At 47.3% G+C, this 19952-nt stretch carries 15 protein-coding genes; 6 read left to right on the forward strand and 9 right to left on the reverse strand.

From position 1 onward, the window contains the following. The first annotated feature begins 67 nt into the window (after positions 1-67). Positions 68-3052, forward strand: coding sequence for a PAS domain-containing protein (locus tag QUA03_RS24525; RefSeq protein WP_333215747.1), 2985 nt, complete (start codon positions 68-70; stop codon positions 3050-3052). 165 nt (positions 3053-3217) lie between these two features. On the opposite strand, the gene QUA03_RS24530 is transcribed toward QUA03_RS24525, so the two are convergent. From QUA03_RS24530 to QUA03_RS24545, 4 genes are all read right to left on the reverse strand, one after another. After that, positions 3218-4279, reverse strand: a complete 1062-nt coding sequence (locus QUA03_RS24530) for a pentapeptide repeat-containing protein (protein ID WP_333215749.1) — start codon at positions 4277-4279, stop codon at positions 3218-3220. A gap of 1478 nt (positions 4280-5757) precedes the next feature. Beyond that, the gene (locus QUA03_RS24535) at positions 5758-6975 is read right to left on the reverse strand and encodes a histidine kinase (RefSeq protein WP_333215751.1); all 1218 of its coding nucleotides are present in this window, start codon (positions 6973-6975) and stop codon (positions 5758-5760) included. Between the two features lie 402 nt (positions 6976-7377). Next, positions 7378-7860 carry a BON domain-containing protein gene (locus QUA03_RS24540; RefSeq protein WP_333215753.1) on the reverse strand — a complete coding sequence of 161 codons (483 nt, stop codon included), beginning with the start codon at positions 7858-7860 and terminating at the stop codon, positions 7378-7380. Between the two features lie 480 nt (positions 7861-8340). Further along, positions 8341-8895 (reverse strand): hypothetical protein, encoded by a 555-nt coding sequence (locus tag QUA03_RS24545; protein ID WP_333215755.1) that lies wholly within the window; start codon positions 8893-8895, stop codon positions 8341-8343. Between the two features lie 69 nt (positions 8896-8964). Here QUA03_RS24545 and QUA03_RS24550 point away from each other — a divergent pair, with 69 nt between their 5' ends. Then, positions 8965-10365 carry an S-layer homology domain-containing protein gene (locus QUA03_RS24550; RefSeq protein ID WP_333215757.1) on the forward strand — a complete coding sequence of 467 codons (1401 nt, stop codon included), beginning with the start codon at positions 8965-8967 and terminating at the stop codon, positions 10363-10365. 536 nt (positions 10366-10901) lie between these two features. Continuing rightward, the gene (locus QUA03_RS24555) at positions 10902-11936 is read left to right on the forward strand and encodes a histidine kinase (protein WP_333215759.1); all 1035 of its coding nucleotides are present in this window, start codon (positions 10902-10904) and stop codon (positions 11934-11936) included. Positions 11937-12436: 500 nt separating this feature from the next. Here the strand turns inward: QUA03_RS24555 and QUA03_RS24560 are convergent, their stop codons facing one another. Together QUA03_RS24560 and holA are read right to left on the reverse strand one after the other, a co-directional pair. Further along, positions 12437-13423: a hypothetical protein gene (locus tag QUA03_RS24560; protein WP_333215761.1), complete on the reverse strand. Its 987-nt coding sequence runs from the start codon at positions 13421-13423 to the stop codon at positions 12437-12439. A 230-nt stretch (positions 13424-13653) separates the two neighbouring features. Beyond that, a complete protein-coding gene (holA, locus tag QUA03_RS24565; RefSeq protein WP_333215763.1) occupies positions 13654-14634 on the reverse strand; it encodes a DNA polymerase III subunit delta in 981 nt (326 codons plus the stop codon). Positions 14635-14811: 177 nt separating this feature from the next. Between holA and QUA03_RS24570 the strand changes: the two genes are divergently transcribed. The 3 genes from QUA03_RS24570 (at position 14812) to cbiE (ending at position 17158) form a co-directional block, all read left to right on the forward strand. Continuing rightward, a complete protein-coding gene (locus QUA03_RS24570; protein ID WP_333080749.1) occupies positions 14812-15552 on the forward strand; it encodes a DUF1868 domain-containing protein in 741 nt (246 codons plus the stop codon). After that, the gene (locus tag QUA03_RS24575) at positions 15542-15754 is read left to right on the forward strand and encodes a hypothetical protein (protein WP_333215764.1); all 213 of its coding nucleotides are present in this window, start codon (positions 15542-15544) and stop codon (positions 15752-15754) included. The genes QUA03_RS24570 and QUA03_RS24575 overlap by 11 nt, the downstream gene beginning before the upstream one ends. Before the next feature lie 99 nt (positions 15755-15853). After that, a complete protein-coding gene (cbiE, locus tag QUA03_RS24580; protein WP_333215766.1) occupies positions 15854-17158 on the forward strand; it encodes a precorrin-6y C5,15-methyltransferase (decarboxylating) subunit CbiE in 1305 nt (434 codons plus the stop codon). A gap of 31 nt (positions 17159-17189) precedes the next feature. Here the strand turns inward: cbiE and QUA03_RS24585 are convergent, their stop codons facing one another. The 3 genes from QUA03_RS24585 to QUA03_RS24595 all read right to left on the reverse strand — a co-directional run bounded on the left by QUA03_RS24585 (position 17190) and on the right by QUA03_RS24595 (position 19665). After that, positions 17190-18071 (reverse strand): CPBP family glutamic-type intramembrane protease, encoded by an 882-nt coding sequence (locus QUA03_RS24585; protein WP_333215768.1) that lies wholly within the window; start codon positions 18069-18071, stop codon positions 17190-17192. A 92-nt stretch (positions 18072-18163) separates the two neighbouring features. After that, the gene (lpxD, locus tag QUA03_RS24590) at positions 18164-19204 is read right to left on the reverse strand and encodes a UDP-3-O-(3-hydroxymyristoyl)glucosamine N-acyltransferase (RefSeq protein WP_333215770.1); all 1041 of its coding nucleotides are present in this window, start codon (positions 19202-19204) and stop codon (positions 18164-18166) included. Positions 19205-19347: 143 nt separating this feature from the next. Beyond that, on the reverse strand, positions 19348-19665 hold the full coding sequence (locus QUA03_RS24595) for a YkvA family protein (RefSeq protein ID WP_333063952.1): 318 nt from the start codon (positions 19663-19665) through the stop codon (positions 19348-19350). Positions 19666-19952 lie beyond the last annotated feature (287 nt).

The following is a 19952-nucleotide window of genomic DNA, read 5'->3' on the forward strand; positions in this document are numbered from 1 at the left end:
TTTTTTTCTAATTAACTATTTTTATCGATTTTATCATGATCTTGCCTCTGTCTCACATTTATTTGAAATGACTATAACCGATGCGTTTATGGCAATGGATCTCGACTTTCGCTTGACCTATGCTAATGAAGCCGCACAACGAGTGTCGCGAACTCCCCTAGAAGCAATGCTGGGCAAAACGATGTGGGAAGCCTTCCCAGGCACGATCGGCAATCAGTTTGAAGTCCAGTATCGCCGATCGCTCAGCGAGCAAATCGCGGTGGACTTTGAGGAATATTATGCTCCGTTTGATTTGTGGGTTGAGGTTCGCGTTTATCCTTCCCCGACTGGGCTGTCTCTTTTCTTCCGGGATATCAACGATCGCAAAAAAATTGAGCAGGAACGGGAACGGTTTCTGGCCGTCGGTTCGGATTTGCAAGTGATTACGGGCATAAACGGGTATTTCCACTGGGTCAGCCCAACCTTTGAACGAACCCTCGGCTGGACACCAGACGAAATGACATCCCGCCCCTGGACTGAGTTTGTCCACCCAGAAGACCTGGGCACCTCCATTGCAGAAGCCGACAGTCTGTTATCGGGTAACAAAACCTTTTCGTTTGAAAACCGTTACCGGCACAAAGATGGCTCCTACCGCTGGTTTCTCTGGAATGCCAAGCCGTACCCAGAAGAACAAGTGATTTACGGCGCTGCCGTTGACATCACCCCTCGTAAGCAGGCTGAGGCCACACTGCGCGAGAGTGAGGCGCGGCTGCGATTTATGTTAGATGCCTCCCAAATTGGCGATTGGGATCTCGATCTCACGACGCAGCCTTACACTGCTCATCGATCGTTCAGACACGATCAAATCTTTGGCTATGAGTCGCTGCTGCCGGAATGGAACTACGACATTTTCTTGAGCCACGTTCATCCCGACGATCGCGCCTTTGTGAATGAGAAGTTTCAAGAAACCCTTTCAGCCAATACCAACTGGAACTTTGAATGTCGAATCATCCACGGCGATCGAAGCTTGCATTGGATTTGGGTACGCAGCAGCGTTTATTGTGACTCCAGTGGTAAACCGACTCGGTTGTTAGGAATAGTGATGGATATCACCGATCGCAAACGGGCGGAAGCAGCCTTGCGTGAAACCGAGGAGCAAAGCCGGAATATTCTAGAGAGCATTGGTGAAGCATTCTTTGCCCTGGATGATAACTGGCGGTTCACCTACGTCAATCAATTTGCCGAAACATTGCTCGATCGCATTCCGGGTGATTTGATTGGCAAGAATTTATGGGAAGAATACCCAGGGCTGATTGGTAGCGAGTTTGAGCCGATCTATTGGAGCCCCATGCGCGATCGCGTGCCTGCGTCACTGACGGCGTTTTATCCCGACCACGATCGTTGGTACGAAGTCCGCACCTACCCTGCCACACAGGGAATCACCGTTTATTTCAAGAATGTCACCCATCAAATTCAAGCCGAAGCAGTCCTGCGCCAAACGTCCGCCGAACTCGAACGGCAACTGCAAAAGTTCAACGCCTTTAAGTCTTCGGTGCCGGACTTTATTTATACATTCGATTTGTCCGGGCGGTTCATTGATATCAACAAGCCGTTGCTCGACCTTTGGCAAAAATCCTTCGCTGAAGCCATTGGCAAAACCTTTTTTGAATTAGATTACCCAGTGGATTTAGCCCTCAAACTTCACAATCAGATTCAGAAAGTGATTCAGACGCGCCAACCGCTTAAGGATGAAACGCCATACACCAGCGCGTTCGGTACAAGAGCTTACGAGTATATTTTTGTGCCCGTTTTTGATGCAGAGGGTGCTGTGGAAATGGTAGCGGGTGTAACGCGCGACATCACCGATCGCAAGCAAGCCGAAGCTGAACGCGAGAAGCTTCTGCAACAAGAGCAAACCGCACGAGAATCCGCCGAAACCGCCAACCGCATCAAAGATGAGTTTTTGGCGGTGCTGTCTCACGAGCTGCGATCGCCCCTCAATCCGATTCTCGGCTGGTCGAAGCTGTTGCAGCTAAACAAACTGGGCCCTGCAAAAACGGCTAGCGCCCTTGCCTCGATCGAACGCAACGCCCTACTCCAGTCACAACTGATTGATGACCTGCTCGACACCTCCGGCATTCTGAGCGGCAAACTGAGTTTGAATCGGATGTCCGTTGATTTGAATATGGTGATCTCGGCCGCCTTGGAAACCGTTCGGCTAGCAGCCGAAGCCAAGTCGCTGGAAATTCAAACAAGCTTTTCACCCGGCATCGGAATGGTAATGGGCGATTCCGGGCGTTTGCAGCAAGTAATCTGGAATCTTTTATCCAATGCCGTGAAATTCACCCATCAAGGCGGGCAAATTAGCGTTAGGTTAACCCAAACTGGAACTTATGCCCAGATTCTTGTCACCGATACAGGAAAAGGCATCAATCCTGAGTTTCTGCCTTATGTGTTTGAGCATTTTCGGCAAGAGGATGGAGCCATAACTCGTAAATTTGGGGGTTTGGGATTGGGGCTGGCGATTGCACGTCAAATTGTGGAATTGCACGGCGGCAAAATTTGGGTTGAGAGTAGGGGTGAAGGACGGGGAGCCAGCTTCACCGTTGAACTTCCTCTTTTGCATACCGCGAATCTGCTTGAAGAAGTTGCCGATACAACAGAAGCTCGATGGGACGATCTTCACCTGGCCTCTGTGCGCGTGTTGGTTGTGGATGATGAACAGGATTCACGCGAGTTTGTGGCATTTGTAGCGGAACAAGCCGGAGCCAAAGTGACTGCCGTTGGGTCTGCGATCGAGGCACTGCAACTGCTCTCAACCACACCCTTCGATATCCTCCTGTGCGACATCGGAATGCCAGATATGGATGGCTATATGCTAGTGCGGCAAATGAGATCTCTACCACCAGAGCTGGGCGGGCAAATTCCGGCGATCGCCCTGACTGCCTATGCTGGAGACTTTAATCAGAAACAAGCTCTTGCTGCTGGGTTTCAACATCATGTTGCAAAACCTGTCGAAGCGAATGAGTTAGTCAAAGCAATGCTGAAATTGCCTCTGAGACTGCATCGCTGAGTCCGAATTTTAATAGATTGTCGATCGCCGACAATCTATTAAAACCCGTCCCCACAACTGAATTATGACTCTTGAATCCTGAATTTTTTATTGTTAAAAGTTTTGAGTTTTGAATTAAAGATTCTTTAATTTAAAACTCAAAACTATTTTCTTTTAATCAACTCATCAATCCCGGCTGTGAGTAGCTCCATTCGGCAAAATTGCCCCGCCCAAAGCTGCTTCATTCAAATTATCAACATTCAAGCTGGCCCCAATCAAATTAGCCTCCGACAAATTAGTTCCTGTCAAATTCGCCCCTGTCAGAGAGCTCAGCAGTAAACCCGCTCCCGACAAATTGGCGTGACTCAAATTCGCCCCCCGCAAATCCGCTTCCAGCAAGCTAGCACCTGCTAAATTCGCACCGCTCAAATTAGCTCCCCGCAAAGAAGCTTTGTTCAAATTAGCAGCCCTCAAATCAGCATTGTGCAGAATCAAACCATTTAAATTAGCTTTACTCAAATTAGCTCCCTGCAAGTCGGCACCGCTCAAATTAGAACCATTTAGATTGGCAGATTGCAAGTCAGCACCGCTCAAGTCAGCACCGCTCAAATTAGCAGCGCTAATAGAAGCTTCCCGCAGACTTGCTTCGCTCAAAGAAGCCCCAACCAAATTGACGCCGCTGAGATTTCCGCGATTGAGATAAGCCCGGGTTAAAGTTGCTCCGCTCAGGTTTGCCCCGGTCAAATCTACCTCGCTGAGAATCGCTCTCGTCAGATTTGCTCTACTTAAGTCAACCCCGCTCATAATTGCTCGGCTCAGCGTCGCCCCGCTCAAATTAGCCTCCGTTAGTTTTGAGCCGCTTAGCAAACAAGCTCCTACTAAACTCGCTCCCGTCATCACAGCTTTGCTCAAGTCAGCCTGAGACAATATTGCTCCGCTGAGATTTGCCCCGCTAAAATCTGCGGAGATCGCCACAGTTCCAGTTAAACTAGAACTCCCGAGGTTAGCTTCAATTAATTTCGCCTTAGACAAATTAGCCCCGCTCAAGTCGGCGGCGTTTAAATTAGCTCCAATCAGTTTGCTTCTAATTAAGTTGGCACCTTTCAAATTAGCGTTGCTCAAATTTGTTCGACTGAGATTAGCTTCACTCAACTGAGCTGCAATGAGGTTAGCTCCTCGAAAATCTCGTTCCCCGTTTCTATGTCTAATTAAAAGTTCATCGGCACTTAAAAGTTCAGTGAAATTCATAAAAAAATTGAGTGAGTTTCCTTAATTTCTCGATGTTCTATGTTGTGTGAAAGTTTCTACTATCGTGTTTGCCAGTCAGTTTTTAAAACTTAAACTGCCACCTTGACAATTGTCAAAACTGCTTGATTTCTACCATCACCCTGCTCACCTAGTTATAATTTACGAAAATAAACCTGGTTCTGGTATAATCTGATGAGGTTGGCTAGCGCGGAAGTTATTAAAAAAAACCGCGTTTCTAGCCGCCTGTAAGTCCTGTAAGTATTATTTTGCTAGTAATTAGTTGGCGATTGATATTAGTTGTTAATAATTAGTTGTATTTGTACTAACTGTAACCACTAAATATTACCTGCTAACTCTTTACCAAAATACCGAGAAATTGTCGATCGATCTTGTCAAGGTTGATCGAATATTTGGGGTATTGGGGGTGGCATCCGCACCGCCTTCTGACCCGAAAATTTGCCAGTACAGGCGATCGAATTTATGAGTGCAATCAAGAAAGAAGATATCGGAGCTTCAACCCCTAATGCCTTCTAAATAAGTGCTTTCTACCTTCGATGAACCCGGACGGCAGCGCCAGGCCAGCTCAGCTAGTGTCACCTCCCCCCACTGTGCTCCGTGCCAGTGAAAACCAACAGGAAGGCTGTTTCCCTCGGAGTGCTGAGCGAGTCGCCGGCGAAGCAAGCAATACGCTGTGCTGAGCCTGAGATTGCGCGAAAAAATGGTTCGCGAGTCGTTCCCCTATTCCCGCGCTGCTGTGCTTGCTGTTAATGTTTTCTCGATCCATGAGCGCTTGCGGTTCTAATTTACAGAACACTCGACACCAGACGCGCTCCCGGACATAAAAGCTGTTCCTGGGCTTCTCAAATGCTTCTCTGAGGCATTCCCAGAAAAACTGTATTCATGCCGCAGGTCTTGCCAACAGCAATTGGGCTGCTACAGCCAAGCAATGACCAGCCTAAGTCTGGCGGGAAAGCGACGACAATATTATTCTAATAGTTGCCGACCACTGCATGCCGTACTCGGCGCGCGGGACTGGCTACTTCACCTGTATAAGTTGCTGAAATTAGCTACCCATAATTAAAGATAGTCGCTCTTTGACTAACTGGGCAATATCTGTGGTAATTTAGGTCATTCAATTTGATAATACTGCGGGGTTTAAAATCTAGCAGTAGTGAGTGTTACAGACTAAAAAACCGCTGCGGATTTCTGCTGTAAAAATTCAGGGAGCCGATCGATCCACTGGTGGAAAGCCCACCTTGCCAATCAAAATTAAACTTTTGACAGGTGGCTTTTTGAAGTTTCCAGAACAAAACAAAAGCCGGCTTTCAGAGAAAAAGCCGACTTTTGAGATAATTTTACCTACGAAGCGTAAAACCGCTAGCTCGCCGCTGTTGGTTGGATCACTTTCCACAATCCGAGTGCGCGAGTGCGACTACCCTGCAGAAAGTAGAAACAATACCCAAACAAAGTCTGAATTATTAAACCCGACGGTGGCCGGTGACACCCTGATTGGGATCGTAAATATCAGCCGTAGTATCAACGCCGGGAGTGCCAGGAGCGCCGTAATCAGCCCGAGCACTATCGACGCTGGGATTATAGTCGTAGGTGTTCCAATGCTGAATGCCTCCGCGGCTCAGGATGGTTTCAGCTCTAGCGACTTCTGCTTCGCTGCCGTCAACCAGTACCAAGTAATCTCCCCTTGCCACGCGATCGTTGTATGCTCTAGCTTCCTCTTCGGGAATTCCCATACCGACTAAAGCTCCGATCAAGCCGCCTGCTGCCGCACCCAAAGCCGTACCGGCTAGTGTAGTGGCAATCGCCGTAGCTGAGGCTCCTGCCAGCATAATCGGCCCGATGCCCGGAATTGCTACTAGGCCCAGACCTACCAACAAGCCCGTCAAACCTCCCAAAGTACCACCTGTGAGTGCGCCCTTTGTGGCCCCTTCATCGGATTTGTTGTCCGCGCTGTCGTGCACGTCAATGCCTGCGATATCGCCTTTAGACTCAGCATCCTTAGCGATAACCGAAACCCGATTCATGTCGAAACCGGCAGTTCTCAGTTCTCCCAGTGCGTGTTCAGTCTCGCGACGGGTTGAAAATACTCCCACGGCGCGCTTCTGGTGGCCCGAAGCTCTGCGGCCAGTGTCTGCCGGCACATCGTAAATGCCCCAATCCTGAATGCCCCGCACAGTCATAATGCCTTCGGCTGTGGCAAGTTCGGCATCTGTTCCTTCTACGAATACCAAATATTCTCCACGGGAAACGCGATCGTTATAGACTTTAGCTTTTTCTTCGGGAACTCCCAAGCCGACCAAACCGCCGACCAAACCGCCTGCTGCTGCCCCAATCGCGCCTCCGATTACAGTATCTGCCAGCAGAGTTGCGATCGCACCCCCCGCCATCACCGGGCCAACTCCCGGAATCGCTAGCGCTCCAATGCTCCCGAGTAACCCAATCAAACCCCCCGTCACGACTCCCGCTGTCGCGCCTGCTTTTGCGCCGCCGCCCACTTTGTCGTCGGTACCCTTACCAGTACCAGTGCTAGCGCCGGCAATTTCGCTGCGATCGAGATTTTCGCCAACTACCGAAACTTTATTCATCGGAAACCCGGTACTTTGCAGCTCCATCAGGGCTAGTTCCGTATCTCGGTAATTAGAAAATGCTCCTACAGCTCGCTTGTGTTGACCTAAAGCCATTTTTTTTCTCCTGAAAAATATACTACTTTTACACAACCACAGAATTTATGCTCTGCCATCAATCACATTTAGTCATTTTTTCCCAACAATTTTCATCGGTCGCTGGGAATAACTTCCCACTCTATCTTCAGGTTGGTTTCCAACTAATTCTCCGGGAGGGTAAATCAGGAATTGGGAAGGGGAATTTGCAGGTGTTGCGCGAGTTTTGAGTGCGTGAATTTAAAATTCAATTTAAACTCTTTAACTTAAAACTCTGATCGATCTCCCTAGAGAGTCACCTAAGCGTTGCAATCCGCTCCGCAAGCAATCTTACAATGCCAAACTTTACCCTCTTCCCTCAGACTTCTCTCCTAGATAACTACATCCTTCTTCCTTATTTCCCTCGGAATTCTTCCTTCCAACTTATTGATTGCTGCTAGGCGATGCGGGAGCAGCGGGGGCGACAACAGCCGTAACATTGACATCTTTAACACCCTTAATCTCTTTAGCTAGTGGCTCAATTTTAGCTAAATCAGTTTGATTGGGGACTGTGCCACCTACGGTGACAACCCCGTCTTTTGCGTCAACAGTTAGCTGACCTTTAGTGATGTTTACTTCTAACTTGGAGCGCACTTCACTTTGGAGGTCGCCATCGGCTCTTATTGCATCGCCACCAGTCACATTGTTGCGCTGTTCTCTGGCCCTGATATCAGAATTTGCTTGGTTTTGGCGAATCTGGCTAGTGGCGTCACCCTGAGTTTTTTGAACTGTCTCGGCTGGGGGCGGGCTAGTGGTATTTCCTGTGGCAGAATTAGGAGAATCAGCGCTAGTTTTAGCTCCTTCGCTGCAAGCAGCAGCTCCAAATAACAGGAGACCGCTCAGGATAATTGGTGTTAGTTTGTTCATAATATATTAATACCCTCCGGGTAAGCTTTCGATGAGGCTGACTTGGTTGAGCCAGATGGGAGCCAGATGGAGCAAGGCAGCATCTTTGTTTATGCTTTCTGATTTTTGCTTTCGGCGATTTAAAAATCCTTATATCAAATATATAAATTTGAGCAAGTATCTACATCGCTCCACGGGTGTAAAATTAATCTATATCGTTAGATAGAGTACAAAAAATACAATAAGGTATTAAGCCAAATTTAGCTTAATGGAGTTTTGGCCAAATTATTACTCAAAAACCCGGTTGATGGCGACCTTTTTTGTTGCCAAAGCCACTATTTTCCTAAACACCGAGTTGCCAATCGTAAGTTTTATTAATAAATTCGATCGCCATTCCCAACTTATTTTTCTCTCTTCCCTGAAACCTGTGATTTATTCGCTCAACATCTCTCCGTTAAATCTGTTAAATCTCATACACTACTCATTGCCAAACTTCCTGCTTCAAAACAAACGAAAAGAGTCGAGAAATTTTTGAGCATTTTCTGGTTCTGGAGTAGTGGCAACCAGCCCATAAACGCGCGTTTCCACCAAATAAACTTGACCTACACCTACAGGTTCAGTGGGAGAAAGTGGCTGAAACTCAAATTCTTTTCCCGGATAGCCTCCGAGGGAAATATCCCGCACTTGCAAGACTTTAGCATTCGCTGCCACGACAAAAAAATCAACGGCATTATTTAAAGTAATTCTGATATTATTGATATTATTGTTCCTCAGCCGAAAATCTAGGTCAAAGTATTGAAGCAAATAAGTTTCTTTGTTTTTTAATTTCGATCGATATGTATGAGCAATAATTTGATTTGAAAAAATTTCGGAATTAATTTTGGGATTTGCCGGCATATCGATCGCAAACTGACCCATCGCTGAGCAAAATGGCTGCCACTCTGGCGTCTGAATGGCTGTCCGCAGCGGGGCTGGTTGAGATGCAGCGGGACGGGCAAACTTGACAGGGTATGAAAGTAATGTAGCAGTAACTAGAAGTAAATACAGAAATTTCATTTGGGTAAAAATTATATATGCCCGATCGATCTGCGCTAGCCTAGAAATATATCCGCAAAGGGGGGATTTATGCTGAATATTATATTTACTCAACGGCGAGGCAACTCTCAAGAACGCTCTAAAATCACTAAAACCAATAAAACCAATATACTCGCTGCTGTAAATACTTGGCTGGCTGTGTGTCTCCTGGCTGCGGTCACAGGTTGTGCAAACAGCCCCAACAGCAAGGCACTCGAAGAATCATTAGCCGCCGATCCGAAATTAAAACAAAATCCAGTAGTTTTCTCTTCCCCGCCACCAGCGACAGCTATTGAGACAAACTCTACCGCCAAACTTCCTCCGGATTTTCCTACGGAGATTCCACTCTATCCTAATGCTGAGTTAATCGAAGTTAGTGGGCAAACAGATTCGTTGCCCAAAAATGTGCGACTGCGCTGGGAGAGCACAGATCCGGTTAATTCGGTTCAAAACTTTTACTCCACAGAGTTTGGGCGTCGCAACTGGGAAATAGTCAGCCGCCCCACCGCCGAGGGACAAGGTTCTTTGATAGCAACGCGAGATAATTTGCGGGTAACAGTGTCGCTTTCTCCTACTCAGAAAGTAGGGGGTTCTACAGAATTTGCGATCGACTACAGCAAAGACAGCCCAGAAATTGCCACCAGTCCCCAACCTAACAATTCCGAGTCTAGCGCATCTCCAACCGCTTCACCAAATTCATCTAATTCAGAGGGAACTACTCCAACACCATCCGCGTCGCCAAAATCAGCAAACGTTAGCCAACTAGACACCCAAATTCCTCAACAGTTGCGGCAGTATGTGGCTGATTTAAGTCAGTTGGAAGTGCTAAAAGTGCGAGCGACAGAAAATGGTAATTTAGAAACAGCCAGCACTTTGCCCAAACCCAACAAAATTGTCACTCGCCGCGAATACGCCCGCTGGTTAGTAGCAGCTAACAATCAGATTTATGCTAGCCGTCAAGCCAAACAAATTAGATTAGCAGTAGACTCTAGCGAACCAGCCTTTTCTGACGTACCCAAAACTGACCCGGATTTTTCAGCTATTCAAGGTTTAGCAGAAGCCGGTGTAATTCCGAGTTCACTTTCTGGAGAAACTAAAGATGTGAAATTTCGTCCGGATGCACCTTTAACTCGCGAAACAATGATTCTTTGGAAAGTGCCTTTAGATAGTCGTCAAGTTTTACCGACAGCTAACATTGACGGGGTGAAAGAAAAATGGGGCTTTCAAGATGCTTCTAAGATTGATTCCCAGGCATCGCGGGCAGTTTTAGCTGATTTTAACAATGGAGATTTGGCGAATATTCGCCGCGTTTTTGGTTTTACTACTCTGTTTCAGCCGAAGAAATCAGTCACTCGCGCCGAAGCTGCTGCTAGTTTGTGGTATTTTGGCGTTCAAGATCAGGGATTGTCTGCTAAAGATGCCCTGGAAGCAAAGTCTCCACCTGCGGAGTAGAGTTTTTTTGGGGTGGTTAAAAGTTTTGAACACACCATCTAGTTAGCCAAAACCAAGAAATCGGGTTTTTTCTCTGTAACACAACCCGGTTTCTGCGTCCAAGACTGACGAAATTGTACCAATTTTTAATTAATCGGTGTGCGATCGCCTGCAACGAAAATTGGAGCTTGAGTTTCTAGGATTTCTGTGAATATGGCTGACCCAGAAACCGACTTTTATCTAGGAAAATGCTCAGTAAAATGCGAGGCATATCTGGTGAAAAAGCCCGTTTCTTTTCCTCTGGAGGAGTTATCGTAAAAAACCTTTTCCTAAATTATACATTGGCTTTTCTTCCTTGTGGCCTACCCTAGGGGATAGATTTTTTTTGCTTTAATCTTAATTTCTGTATCCTGCCATACAACCGCTGCATTGGGGGGCAAATTTTATAGATATTTCAACCAACACTGTTTTTAAAACTCTCAGTAGGATTCCGGATGCCGTAGCGGCCTTAACGATAAATGAACAAGAGTGTTTGAGCTCTTGGAGAGCATTTTTTAATGTACGATATTACCTTATTTACCCCGCAAGACATGGCTAAATGCAGCTTAGTCCTGCGCCACTTAGGTAGAAATACTGCTAGTATGGAAGCCAGCAGCCAGAAGATTGTTAACTATATTTACCGACATTTTTGCAATTCGCAAACTGGAGAAAATTCCTGTGCCTTAGTGCGTTTGTTCAAAACTCATCCCTACGGGGAATTAGAAGACTCATTGCAACAATCTGCCCGCCGCTTGATGAAGGGAAATTCCCCCACCACCGACATGAAATGTTGGACTCTGCTAGCAGCCGCAGGCCCTGAACCGCAGTGGAATTCTCGGCACACAGCAGCAGAAAATACAGCTATTCCATTACTTAGCACAAAATTAGTGGCTCAAATGCCAGCGATTGCAGAAATAATCCGGCAGTTCGGTTTAGACATTCCTACATTCCTCGGAATTGAGCGAGAAAGGTTCCTGCAATTAGAGCCCGCAGTATTAAATATTTTTCACGTCTCAGAGGCAAAAGGTAGCCCCTTTATTCCTGAGCAAAATTCCTTAATTATCCCCTACCACGTCAAGTCTGTCTTAGGATTTGGGGGACTTCTGCCGTCAGGAAGTGTGTTTGCGGTAGTGATGTTCATGAAAGTTAAAATTCCCCACAACACTGCTGAAATGTTTAAAGATTTGGCACTTAGTGTCAAAACAGCATTGTCCATGCCCGACAAAAAAAGTGTTTTTGAGTATTCAGAAAATCCTCCAAGCTTTGTTACAAATAACAATATTTACGAAACCCAATTACTTGAATATCAAGTGGCTAATCTGATGCAATTGCTGGACTTTTCTGAACAAGAAATGCTCAGACAAGCCACTCGCTTGCAACAGACTATTGACAATTTACAGTGCGAACTAGCCGAATACAAAAATAAGGAACAAGCTTTGAAAGTAAGCCAAAATTCATTTACAGGCATCCTAAGTATTCCCAAAGATGCTATTTTGCGCGTACAAGAAAATCAAGGAATTGAGCATTTTAATCCAGGGGAAGAACAGATTTAAACCAAGCTCTGTGTTTAGCAAACCGGTTTATCAAAGAAACCAAGTTATTGCGGTGTTTGTTGAGTAAATTTTGTTTTTACAGGAAGGAGTGCGAACATCCGGCTTGCTGTATATACATCTAAGTAAGTCGGTAGAAAAAAATCAAGGTAAATAAAGTAATGTTAATATCTGTTACCCAAAATAATACTACAATGATGCTGAGAGCGTGAGAAATATTTTATGCACGTAAACTACCAAGAAAGAATTGATTTAACCTCAGAGGAGTTAAAAATAATTTTGTCGCAGCGCCGTGAACTATAATTAATCGACAAAAAATTCCGATACCGAGATTGATTAAAGGCTGAAGATAGCTAAAGCCTTACAGATGTAGTGAAGTTAAATAAATTTTTAATAAAATTGAAAAAAGTCAAAAGTAAGAAAGCTTTCAGTAAAAACAAGTTTTTTTACTTTTGGCTTTTGACTTTTGACTTTTAGCACATCCAGTATTCAACTCAAAACTCTTAAGGTGCTGCTGCCGCCCTGCGGTTGGCAACAATCAGGTTAGCCTGATATTCTGCCGCTTTTTGCTGAGCCTTTTGATAGTTAGGGCTGGTTGACGGTACGGCTCTCATGAGCTTAACCGCTTGCTGCCACTGGCTTGCTACTGCGATCCACTCATTTTGAGACTGAGCCGTCTGGGCCGAAATTGCTGCCTTCTGAGCTGTGTTAACGGCTTCTCTCCAAGAGTCAGGCTTGGGCGCGGCGGCTTTTGGTGGAGGAGAAGCTGGAGCTGGGCTTGCTGGCGCAGCAGTCGGAGCGGGTTTTGCGGCAGGGGAGGCTGCCTGTGGGATGCCCGGAGAGGCGGCGGTCGAGGATGCAGCGGCTTTAGACGCGGGAGATGCGGGTTTCGGGGAGGGGGAAGTAGCTACGGGGGCGATGGGTTCTGGGTTAGAGTCGCCGAAGGGGAAAGTTTTAGTAAAGAAAAGCCCTGCGATCGCCGCCAGAGGTACTAAGATACCCACAGGTATTACCCATTTGGGAAATTGTTTTTTCGGAGGCGGGGCTTGATCTTCGTCTTCGTCTTCGTCTTCCTCGTCGTCATCTCGATCGAATTCTCCTTCTTGATAATAGTCTTCGCCTTCGGGCTCGACATCATCTAAACCTACAGAGTCGTCAGGCATTCCACTATCCAAGGGGTAAGGCATTGAATCGGCAGGCATCAGATCAATTTCATCTTCCCACGTAGGCTCACCGTCACCTGTTCGACGCCCGTAAACCTTTACAGTGTGAATTGATTCAAGTCCCAGCTTCGTCATGCCGGTGCGGATGAAATCGACCAATACCATTTGATCCGGTACTTTGTCTGCCTCCAGAATTATGTGGAGGCAGCCATTGTCCCGCGTCACATCGGCGTTGATGCCTTTGGGTTTGAGTGTACGGTTGATGCTAGATGCGATCGCTTTTGGATCGCCTTGCTTGAGCAGTTCCCGCGGGTTCTGTTGTGTCATGGGTAGCGCTCTTTTTTTGGGGGGGGTGGAGAGCCGGCAAATAATATTAACCGATCGGCATTCGGCGGACAATATTTATTTACCACATTAACTTCTACTTTGGCATTCTAAGAGTATTTCTAGTATCTATTGACCTTTTGCCCCGCGATCGGGCATCAAGCACATAGCCGAAGAAAGAAATTTGTTATAAAAATTTACAGTAAAGCGCCGCTCCTGTGCTCTGTCGCGCATCAGCGAAACAAGCTAGAAAGTTCTATAACTTTGGTTTGCAGGGTTGAGATTTCTTCTCGGCCCCGTTTTAAAGAAGCTTCTAACTCTAGGAGCAAAGGCAAACTTTTTTGCAGTTTTTCTAAGCTGGCATTCTTGACTTCTTGCCGAAAATAGTATACTCGTTTCGGATTGCCGAGATCTAGAGCTTGAGCAATTTTATCATCGCGATCGCCCGCTTGGATCATCGCCTTTACCCACAGCCAAATCCGAAACTTACCAGTCAAGCCAGCCACAATTCTCAAACCAGGCTCGCTGCGGCCAGTTAAGCCTGCCAGTAAATCCAAAGCGGCGGAGGTATTGCCCTCGCGAATCGCATCGGCTAGCTGGAAAGTATTTTGGGCGTGACAGTGTACCAGTGCTGCCACTTCCTCCGGGTTCAGAGGTTGGCTGCGGTTGCCGGCAAACAGTCGCAATTTTTCGAGTTCGCTGTATAGCCCGCGGGTATCGCTGCCAATGGATTCGGCCAAAAGTTCGATCGCTGTGGCGGTCAATTTTACGTTCATTTCGCCCGCGACTTGGCGCACCCGCTGGGCTAATTCTTTGTCATTCCAAGGCGGAATCGGTGAAAATTCCCGCACTTGGGCGGCGGACTGGGAAATTAACTTGGTAGATTTGAGCCGGCTGTCGGGTTTTTTGACGGATGTTAGCAGCAACACGGTGGTGTCGGGAATCACCGGCAGCGTCCGTTCAAATTGTGCTAACAGTTCTGGAGAACACTGCTGCGTTACAGTAGTATTTGCCAGCCAGACAAAACGGCTGCCGGTACCGAAGGGGGGCGTTAAGGCTCGATCGAGCCCTTCGACCACAGCTCCGGCGGAATCGGCAATAATCTTGTCATAGTTAAAACTAGCCCAGTTGGGGTCGAGGACTGAGGAGCGCAAACTTGTCACAGCCTGCGCCATTGCAAAGTCGTCTTCCCCCCAAAACAGGTAAATTTGCATGATTTAACGCTCAGTAGCCCAAAAAATCAAAGTTGCAGGTTCCGCAAGTCCAACATATCCTGAATAGGGCTGTTGGAAGCCCGCACCATAATATAAAATTTGGTGTGGGAGTTTGTCACCGCGAGGAAATCAAGATTGGATGATACTTATCAAGCTTACGTAAATCGGGTGGCGCGAATGACGCTGCTGGACTCCTACAAGTCCCAGGTGGAACACATTCAGGAATCTCCAAAATTTAAGCCCGACGAAGCAGGCCGGAGATCTCCTGTACCTTTTCCAGGTTATTCAGTGATTACGCCGCCTGCGGGGGAAGATGCAGAAAATGCTGCATTTTATAGTAATTTGCAGTCGAGCCAACAACGGCTATTGCAGGAAATAGGGGAGGGTGCGCTCGTGGCACTGCCTCCTGATAGCTTCCATTTAACCGTAGCCGATTTAATTTGGAACAGCGCTTTTCGAGATGCCTCTGATAAAAATCCAGAATTTGAGGAGCAACTGCGCTCGCGCATGGCCGATGGTTTTGCCGCCTGCAAACCCTTGGCGGGCGGCGCTCCCATTCGCTGGATAGTGCTGGGGTTGATGGTGATGACTAGGGCTGTGGGTGTTTGTTTGGCACCGACGGACGAAAACTCTTACAAGCAAATTCTGGAGTTTCGCCGATCGATCTATCAAAATCCCGATTTAATGGCTTTGGGAATTGAACAGCAATATCATTTTACGGCCCACATTACTCTGGCTTATTTTGGGGACACCGGGCCGAACCTTGACCGCGATCGCTTGTGCGCTTTGCTGTCAGAGTTGAACGAGCAATGGCTGGACACGCCGCAAGAACAGTCCGTACACCGAGTGGAACTGCGGAAGTTTGACGACATGACCACCTATCTCCGACAACCGGAATGGCCTGTTTTTGAGTTTTAACGAAGGAAGAGGGAAGAGGGAAGAAGGAAGAAGGAAGAAGGAAGAGGGAAGAAGGAAGAAGGGAGAAGGAAGAGGGAAGAAGGAAAATTTTTTCCCATCTCCCACTCTCCCCATCTCCCCATCTCCCACTCTCCCCATCTCCCACTCTCTCGCCCCCTCTCCCCCTCTCCCCTGTGACAACAGTCAGGATATTGCCTATTAAATGCTTTAATTATTTTTGTTTGAAAGTAAACTCAAGGAAAAAATTTATGAAAAACCAGGAAAAATCAGTAATTCTGGTTTTTTACTTTTTGCTTAAAAAGTGATAATACACGTAGTTGGTATCGGTTTAGATGGAGCTTCTGGGCTGAGCGAATCGGCGCGGCAGGTTGTAGAAATGGCCGCTCTGCTAATAGGCAGCGACCGCCTTTTGAGCTATTTTCCCCAGCACGACGGAGAGCGCTGGGCGTTGGAAGATTTGACCGAAGCAATTCTGGAAATTCGGCGCTGGTGGGCGACTGAACCCGAATTAGATCCCTCTGCGGGGACGGTGGAAACCCGCGATCGACCGATCGTAATTTTAGTGGCGGGAGACCCCCTGTTCTACGGCTGGGGAAAGTTGTTAATTGCCCAATTGCCACCCGAAAAATTAACTTTTCACCCCCATGTCAGTTCTGTGCAGTTGGCTTTTAATCGCTTGAGAATCCCTTGGCAAGATGCTCATTGTGTAGGCTCTCAAGGACGCTATTTTGAGGAGCTGACGGCGAAGCTGAAGCTCGGTGTGGAGAAGATTGCGGTGCTGGCGGACGAAGCTCACACTCCGGCTTTACTGGCAAGTTTGGTGAAAGCTCTAGATTTGCCGACACGCTACAAGTTTTGGGTTTGCGAAAATTTGGGGGCTGCCGAGGAACGGGTAAGCCCCAAGTCTCTGGAAGCTTTGCTGAGAGAGTCTTTTGCACCGCTGAGCGTGGTGGTGATGCTGCGGGAACCCCCGCCGAGGGCAGAACCTTTGGATTTGGAAAAGTTGCCTTTGTTGGGAATACCGGATGCAGCTTTTATCGGTTGTGGCGATAAGCCTGGTTTGACGGTTGAACGGGAAGTGCGGGTGTTGGTGTTGGCACAATTGACTTTGCAATCGGGACAAGTTGTCTGGGATGTGGGTGCTGGTAACGGTTCTGTGTCGATCGAAATTGCTCGTTTATTCCCGCAGTCTGAGGTGTACGCGATCGAACAAACGGTTTCTGGTAATTCTGCGATCGAGTTCAACTATGGCCGTTTTGGGCTGCAAAATGTGTTCTCGATTCACGGAACCGCCCCGGAAATCTTGCACCGCTTGCGTCCTCCGCACCGGATTTTTATTGGCGGTAGTGGCGGAGGGTTGACTAAAATTTTGGGCGTTTGCGCGCTGCGGCTGCTCCCTGGAGGCTCGATCGTGCTGGCTTTGGATGCTTTTGAGGATATTGCTACTGTTTTGAGCTGGATTGGCGATCGGGTGCGCCGGGAACCGCACTGGAGTTACCGAATCGTGCAAGTGCAGTTGTCGCGTTCTGTGGCTGGGGGGAATTCAACTCGTTTTGATGCGTTGCGGCCTGTTTCGATTGTGACGATCGATCGACACTTGAATTAATGTCGGAATTTTTACCGCAGATTTAAGCTGATTAGCGCTGATTAACGCTGATTTGAGTCAGGAAGAGTAAGGTTGCGGTTGCTAGTAGCAATAAAATGCCGGCTGCACCTGCTAGAGGTTTTGCTGCTATTCCTGTAATCCATTCCGGTGCGCGGCCTGTGGGATTAATTGCGCCTTCTGTATCTACGGTAGTTATACCCCAAATCCAAGCTGCGTGAATGCCGATCGCCAATCCTAAACTGCCATTGTCGGCGATGCGGGCTAATGTTAAAACCATCCCCATCAGCCACAATCCGGGCAGTTGCGGTAGAGTTTCTTTGGCTGCCCAAATTAGGTGGGCGATCGCAAAAATGAAACTGGCGATCGCTGCTGCGATTAGCATTGAGTAATCTTGCTGGAGGATTGTTTGCAAGCAGCCGCGAAAAATTAACTCTTCTGTGGCGCTAATCCACAGTCCTAATAACAGAGTCAGCAGACTAGCAGGGTTAAAAATTAAAGTCCAAAAATTAATTTTTTCGCCTGTTTCGGTGGAAGTTTCGCTTTTTTTTAGTTCTAGCCAGCCTGCGGTTAATTGCAGACCGAATAAAATTACTAAGCTAATTATTCCTAATCCTAATCCCCGCATTAATGACATCAAAACTGCGGGTTGCCAATCCCAACCCCAGTTAACAAAAGATGTGTTTTCGATCCAACTTGTCGCCCATAAAATGAAGGGGACAATCACGTAGAGGGAAGCTAGTAAAGGTAGTTTTTTGTTTCCCAGGGGTTGGGGCGGATGCCATTTGAGGGCTATCGCCAGCACAATCGCTGCGGGAAGCCACACAACAATCCAAGTCGAGAAAAACAAGATTATTTTGACAATTGCTGGTATTGACGGCGACAGCAGTCGCAGGTTGTTTATACTATTCCACATTTAAGGGGTGGCAACTATAATACTGTTGACTGTTGGCTGTTGACTGTTAACTGTTAACTAATGACTACTGACTACTGCCAACTGCCAATTGACTACCGATCGAGCTTGCGCTGAATTTGCCTCAAAGACTGGTACATTTCGGGCAAGCGGTTGTAGACGGCTGCGGCTTTGAGAAATAGTTTGTGGGGAATTGCTGGAACGCCCGTCACGATCGCACCTGCGGGCACGTCGCTGTGAATTCCGGCTTTAGCAGTGGCGATCGCCCCATCTCCGATTTTGGCTTGATTAGCAATTCCTACTTGACCTGCCAAAATTACATTGTTGCCAATTTTTACCCCGCCAGCCATGCCAACGTGAGCGGCAAACGCGCAATTTTTCCCGACTTGACAGCCATGACCTACGTGTACTAAGTTGTCGATTTTTGTATTCTGGCCGATGCGGGTTTCTCCGACAGCGGGCCTGTCGATCGTGCTGTTGCAGCCAACCTCAACGCCCTCTTCTAATACAGTGCAGCCAGACTGCTCCATTTTCACCCATCCTGTGCCTGTCGGCACGAACCCAAAACCTTCGCTCCCGATCGCCGCACCGCTGTGAATCACGCAATTTGCCCCGATGCGAGTACGTTCGTGAATGACACAATTAGCGTGTAAAACAGTGCCTGCGCCTATTTCCGCATCTGGGTAAATTACGACATTTGGATGAATGCAAACGTTGCTGCCAATTTTGACTTTTGCTTGAATAACGACGTGGGGGCCGATATAGACATTTTCACCAATTTCTGCTGAGGGGTGAACGACGGCTGAAGGATGAATTTCGGATGCTGGGCGAAACGGTTGATAGAAAAGGGCGATTGTTTCAGCAAACAGCAATCGCGGATCTGCTGCGGCAATCCAAGCAATGTTGCGATCGTCACATTGAGCTTGGAGGCTTTCATCTAAGGGTAAAATTAAAACCGAAGCATTTGTAGTGGCTGTATGAACGGCAAATTTAGCACCTTCTATGTAACTGATAGTACCGGGTGCAGCTTCATCAACAGGGGCCGCGCCTGTAATTTCTGGATCGGTAGCAACCGACGCTGTGAGGGTGCGACTTGTGGCTAAGTTAAGTTTTTGTAGTATTTCGCTAAACTTCATCTATAAAAATTTGTTGTTAGCACAGATGGATCATAGTTAAAATTACCAGCTTTGGAGCACGATCTGAGCAGTTGGCATTTAAAAAACAAAAACCCCGATTTTTTGAAGAAGTCGGGGTTGTAGCGCTCGATTATTTTTGGCAATTATTTTACAGAAACTGCATCTACGTCAACGGTGCTGCCTTGGGCTTCAGAATAATGGGCACCGGTGGCTTCGGATGCTGATGCTGTCTCTGTTTGGCGGGATTTAAAGTAGTCGATCGCCATTTGCGAAACTTCGGAAATCAGCAAGACTGCGATCGCCACATCGTCAATTTGTCCGATGACGGGGAGAAAGTCTGGGGCAATGTCGATCGGGCTTACCAGATATGCCAGGGTTCCCAGAATAATCCACCAGCGGTATTTGGGGTTGCGGAGGGTGTCGCGATACCAGTTGTAAACAGATTGTATAGAAAAGTTCATGGGGTTGTCCTCTACTTATATTTTTAATCTTGACAAATTGTCGCTCCAAATGCTTGTGGAGATATCCCCCCTAGGGTTGGCAAGAGACTTCTACCTGGGAGTATAGGGAATTGGGGAGGGAGAAGTTGTCAAGCTGTGTGGAAGTGCGATTCGTTGATTAGTGAATCTCGGTAATCAATCCGTAAATAACTAATCCAGTGAAACTTGACCCCTAGGTTGAGCACTGAACTCTCAGATTGATGAAGGTGCAAGTCCTTCCCGCAAGATTCATGCGTGACTCCTTATCT

Origin of the sequence: Microcoleus sp. S36b_A4, assembly GCF_036700645.1 — a bacterium.
Taxonomy (GTDB): Bacteria; Cyanobacteriota; Cyanobacteriia; order Cyanobacteriales; family Microcoleaceae; genus Microcoleus.

Excerpts from the sequence above, each read along its gene's own strand:
- QUA03_RS24525 (WP_333215747.1), top strand. The coding sequence starts at position 68 with ATGACTATAACCGATGCGTTTATGGCAATGGATCTCGACTTTCGCTTG.
- QUA03_RS24530 (WP_333215749.1), bottom strand. The coding sequence starts at position 4,279 with ATGAATTTCACTGAACTTTTAAGTGCCGATGAACTTTTAATTAGACAT.
- QUA03_RS24535 (WP_333215751.1), bottom strand. The coding sequence starts at position 6,975 with ATGGCTTTAGGTCAACACAAGCGAGCTGTAGGAGCATTTTCTAATTAC.
- QUA03_RS24540 (WP_333215753.1), bottom strand. The coding sequence starts at position 7,860 with ATGAACAAACTAACACCAATTATCCTGAGCGGTCTCCTGTTATTTGGA.
- QUA03_RS24545 (WP_333215755.1), bottom strand. The coding sequence starts at position 8,895 with ATGAAATTTCTGTATTTACTTCTAGTTACTGCTACATTACTTTCATAC.
- QUA03_RS24550 (WP_333215757.1), top strand. The coding sequence starts at position 8,965 with ATGCTGAATATTATATTTACTCAACGGCGAGGCAACTCTCAAGAACGC.
- QUA03_RS24555 (WP_333215759.1), top strand. The coding sequence starts at position 10,902 with ATGTACGATATTACCTTATTTACCCCGCAAGACATGGCTAAATGCAGC.
- QUA03_RS24560 (WP_333215761.1), bottom strand. The coding sequence starts at position 13,423 with ATGACACAACAGAACCCGCGGGAACTGCTCAAGCAAGGCGATCCAAAA.
- holA (WP_333215763.1), bottom strand. The coding sequence starts at position 14,634 with ATGCAAATTTACCTGTTTTGGGGGGAAGACGACTTTGCAATGGCGCAG.
- QUA03_RS24570 (WP_333080749.1), top strand. The coding sequence starts at position 14,812 with ATGACGCTGCTGGACTCCTACAAGTCCCAGGTGGAACACATTCAGGAA.
- QUA03_RS24585 (WP_333215768.1), bottom strand. The coding sequence starts at position 18,071 with ATGTGGAATAGTATAAACAACCTGCGACTGCTGTCGCCGTCAATACCA.
- lpxD (WP_333215770.1), bottom strand. The coding sequence starts at position 19,204 with ATGAAGTTTAGCGAAATACTACAAAAACTTAACTTAGCCACAAGTCGC.
- QUA03_RS24595 (WP_333063952.1), bottom strand. The coding sequence starts at position 19,665 with ATGAACTTTTCTATACAATCTGTTTACAACTGGTATCGCGACACCCTC.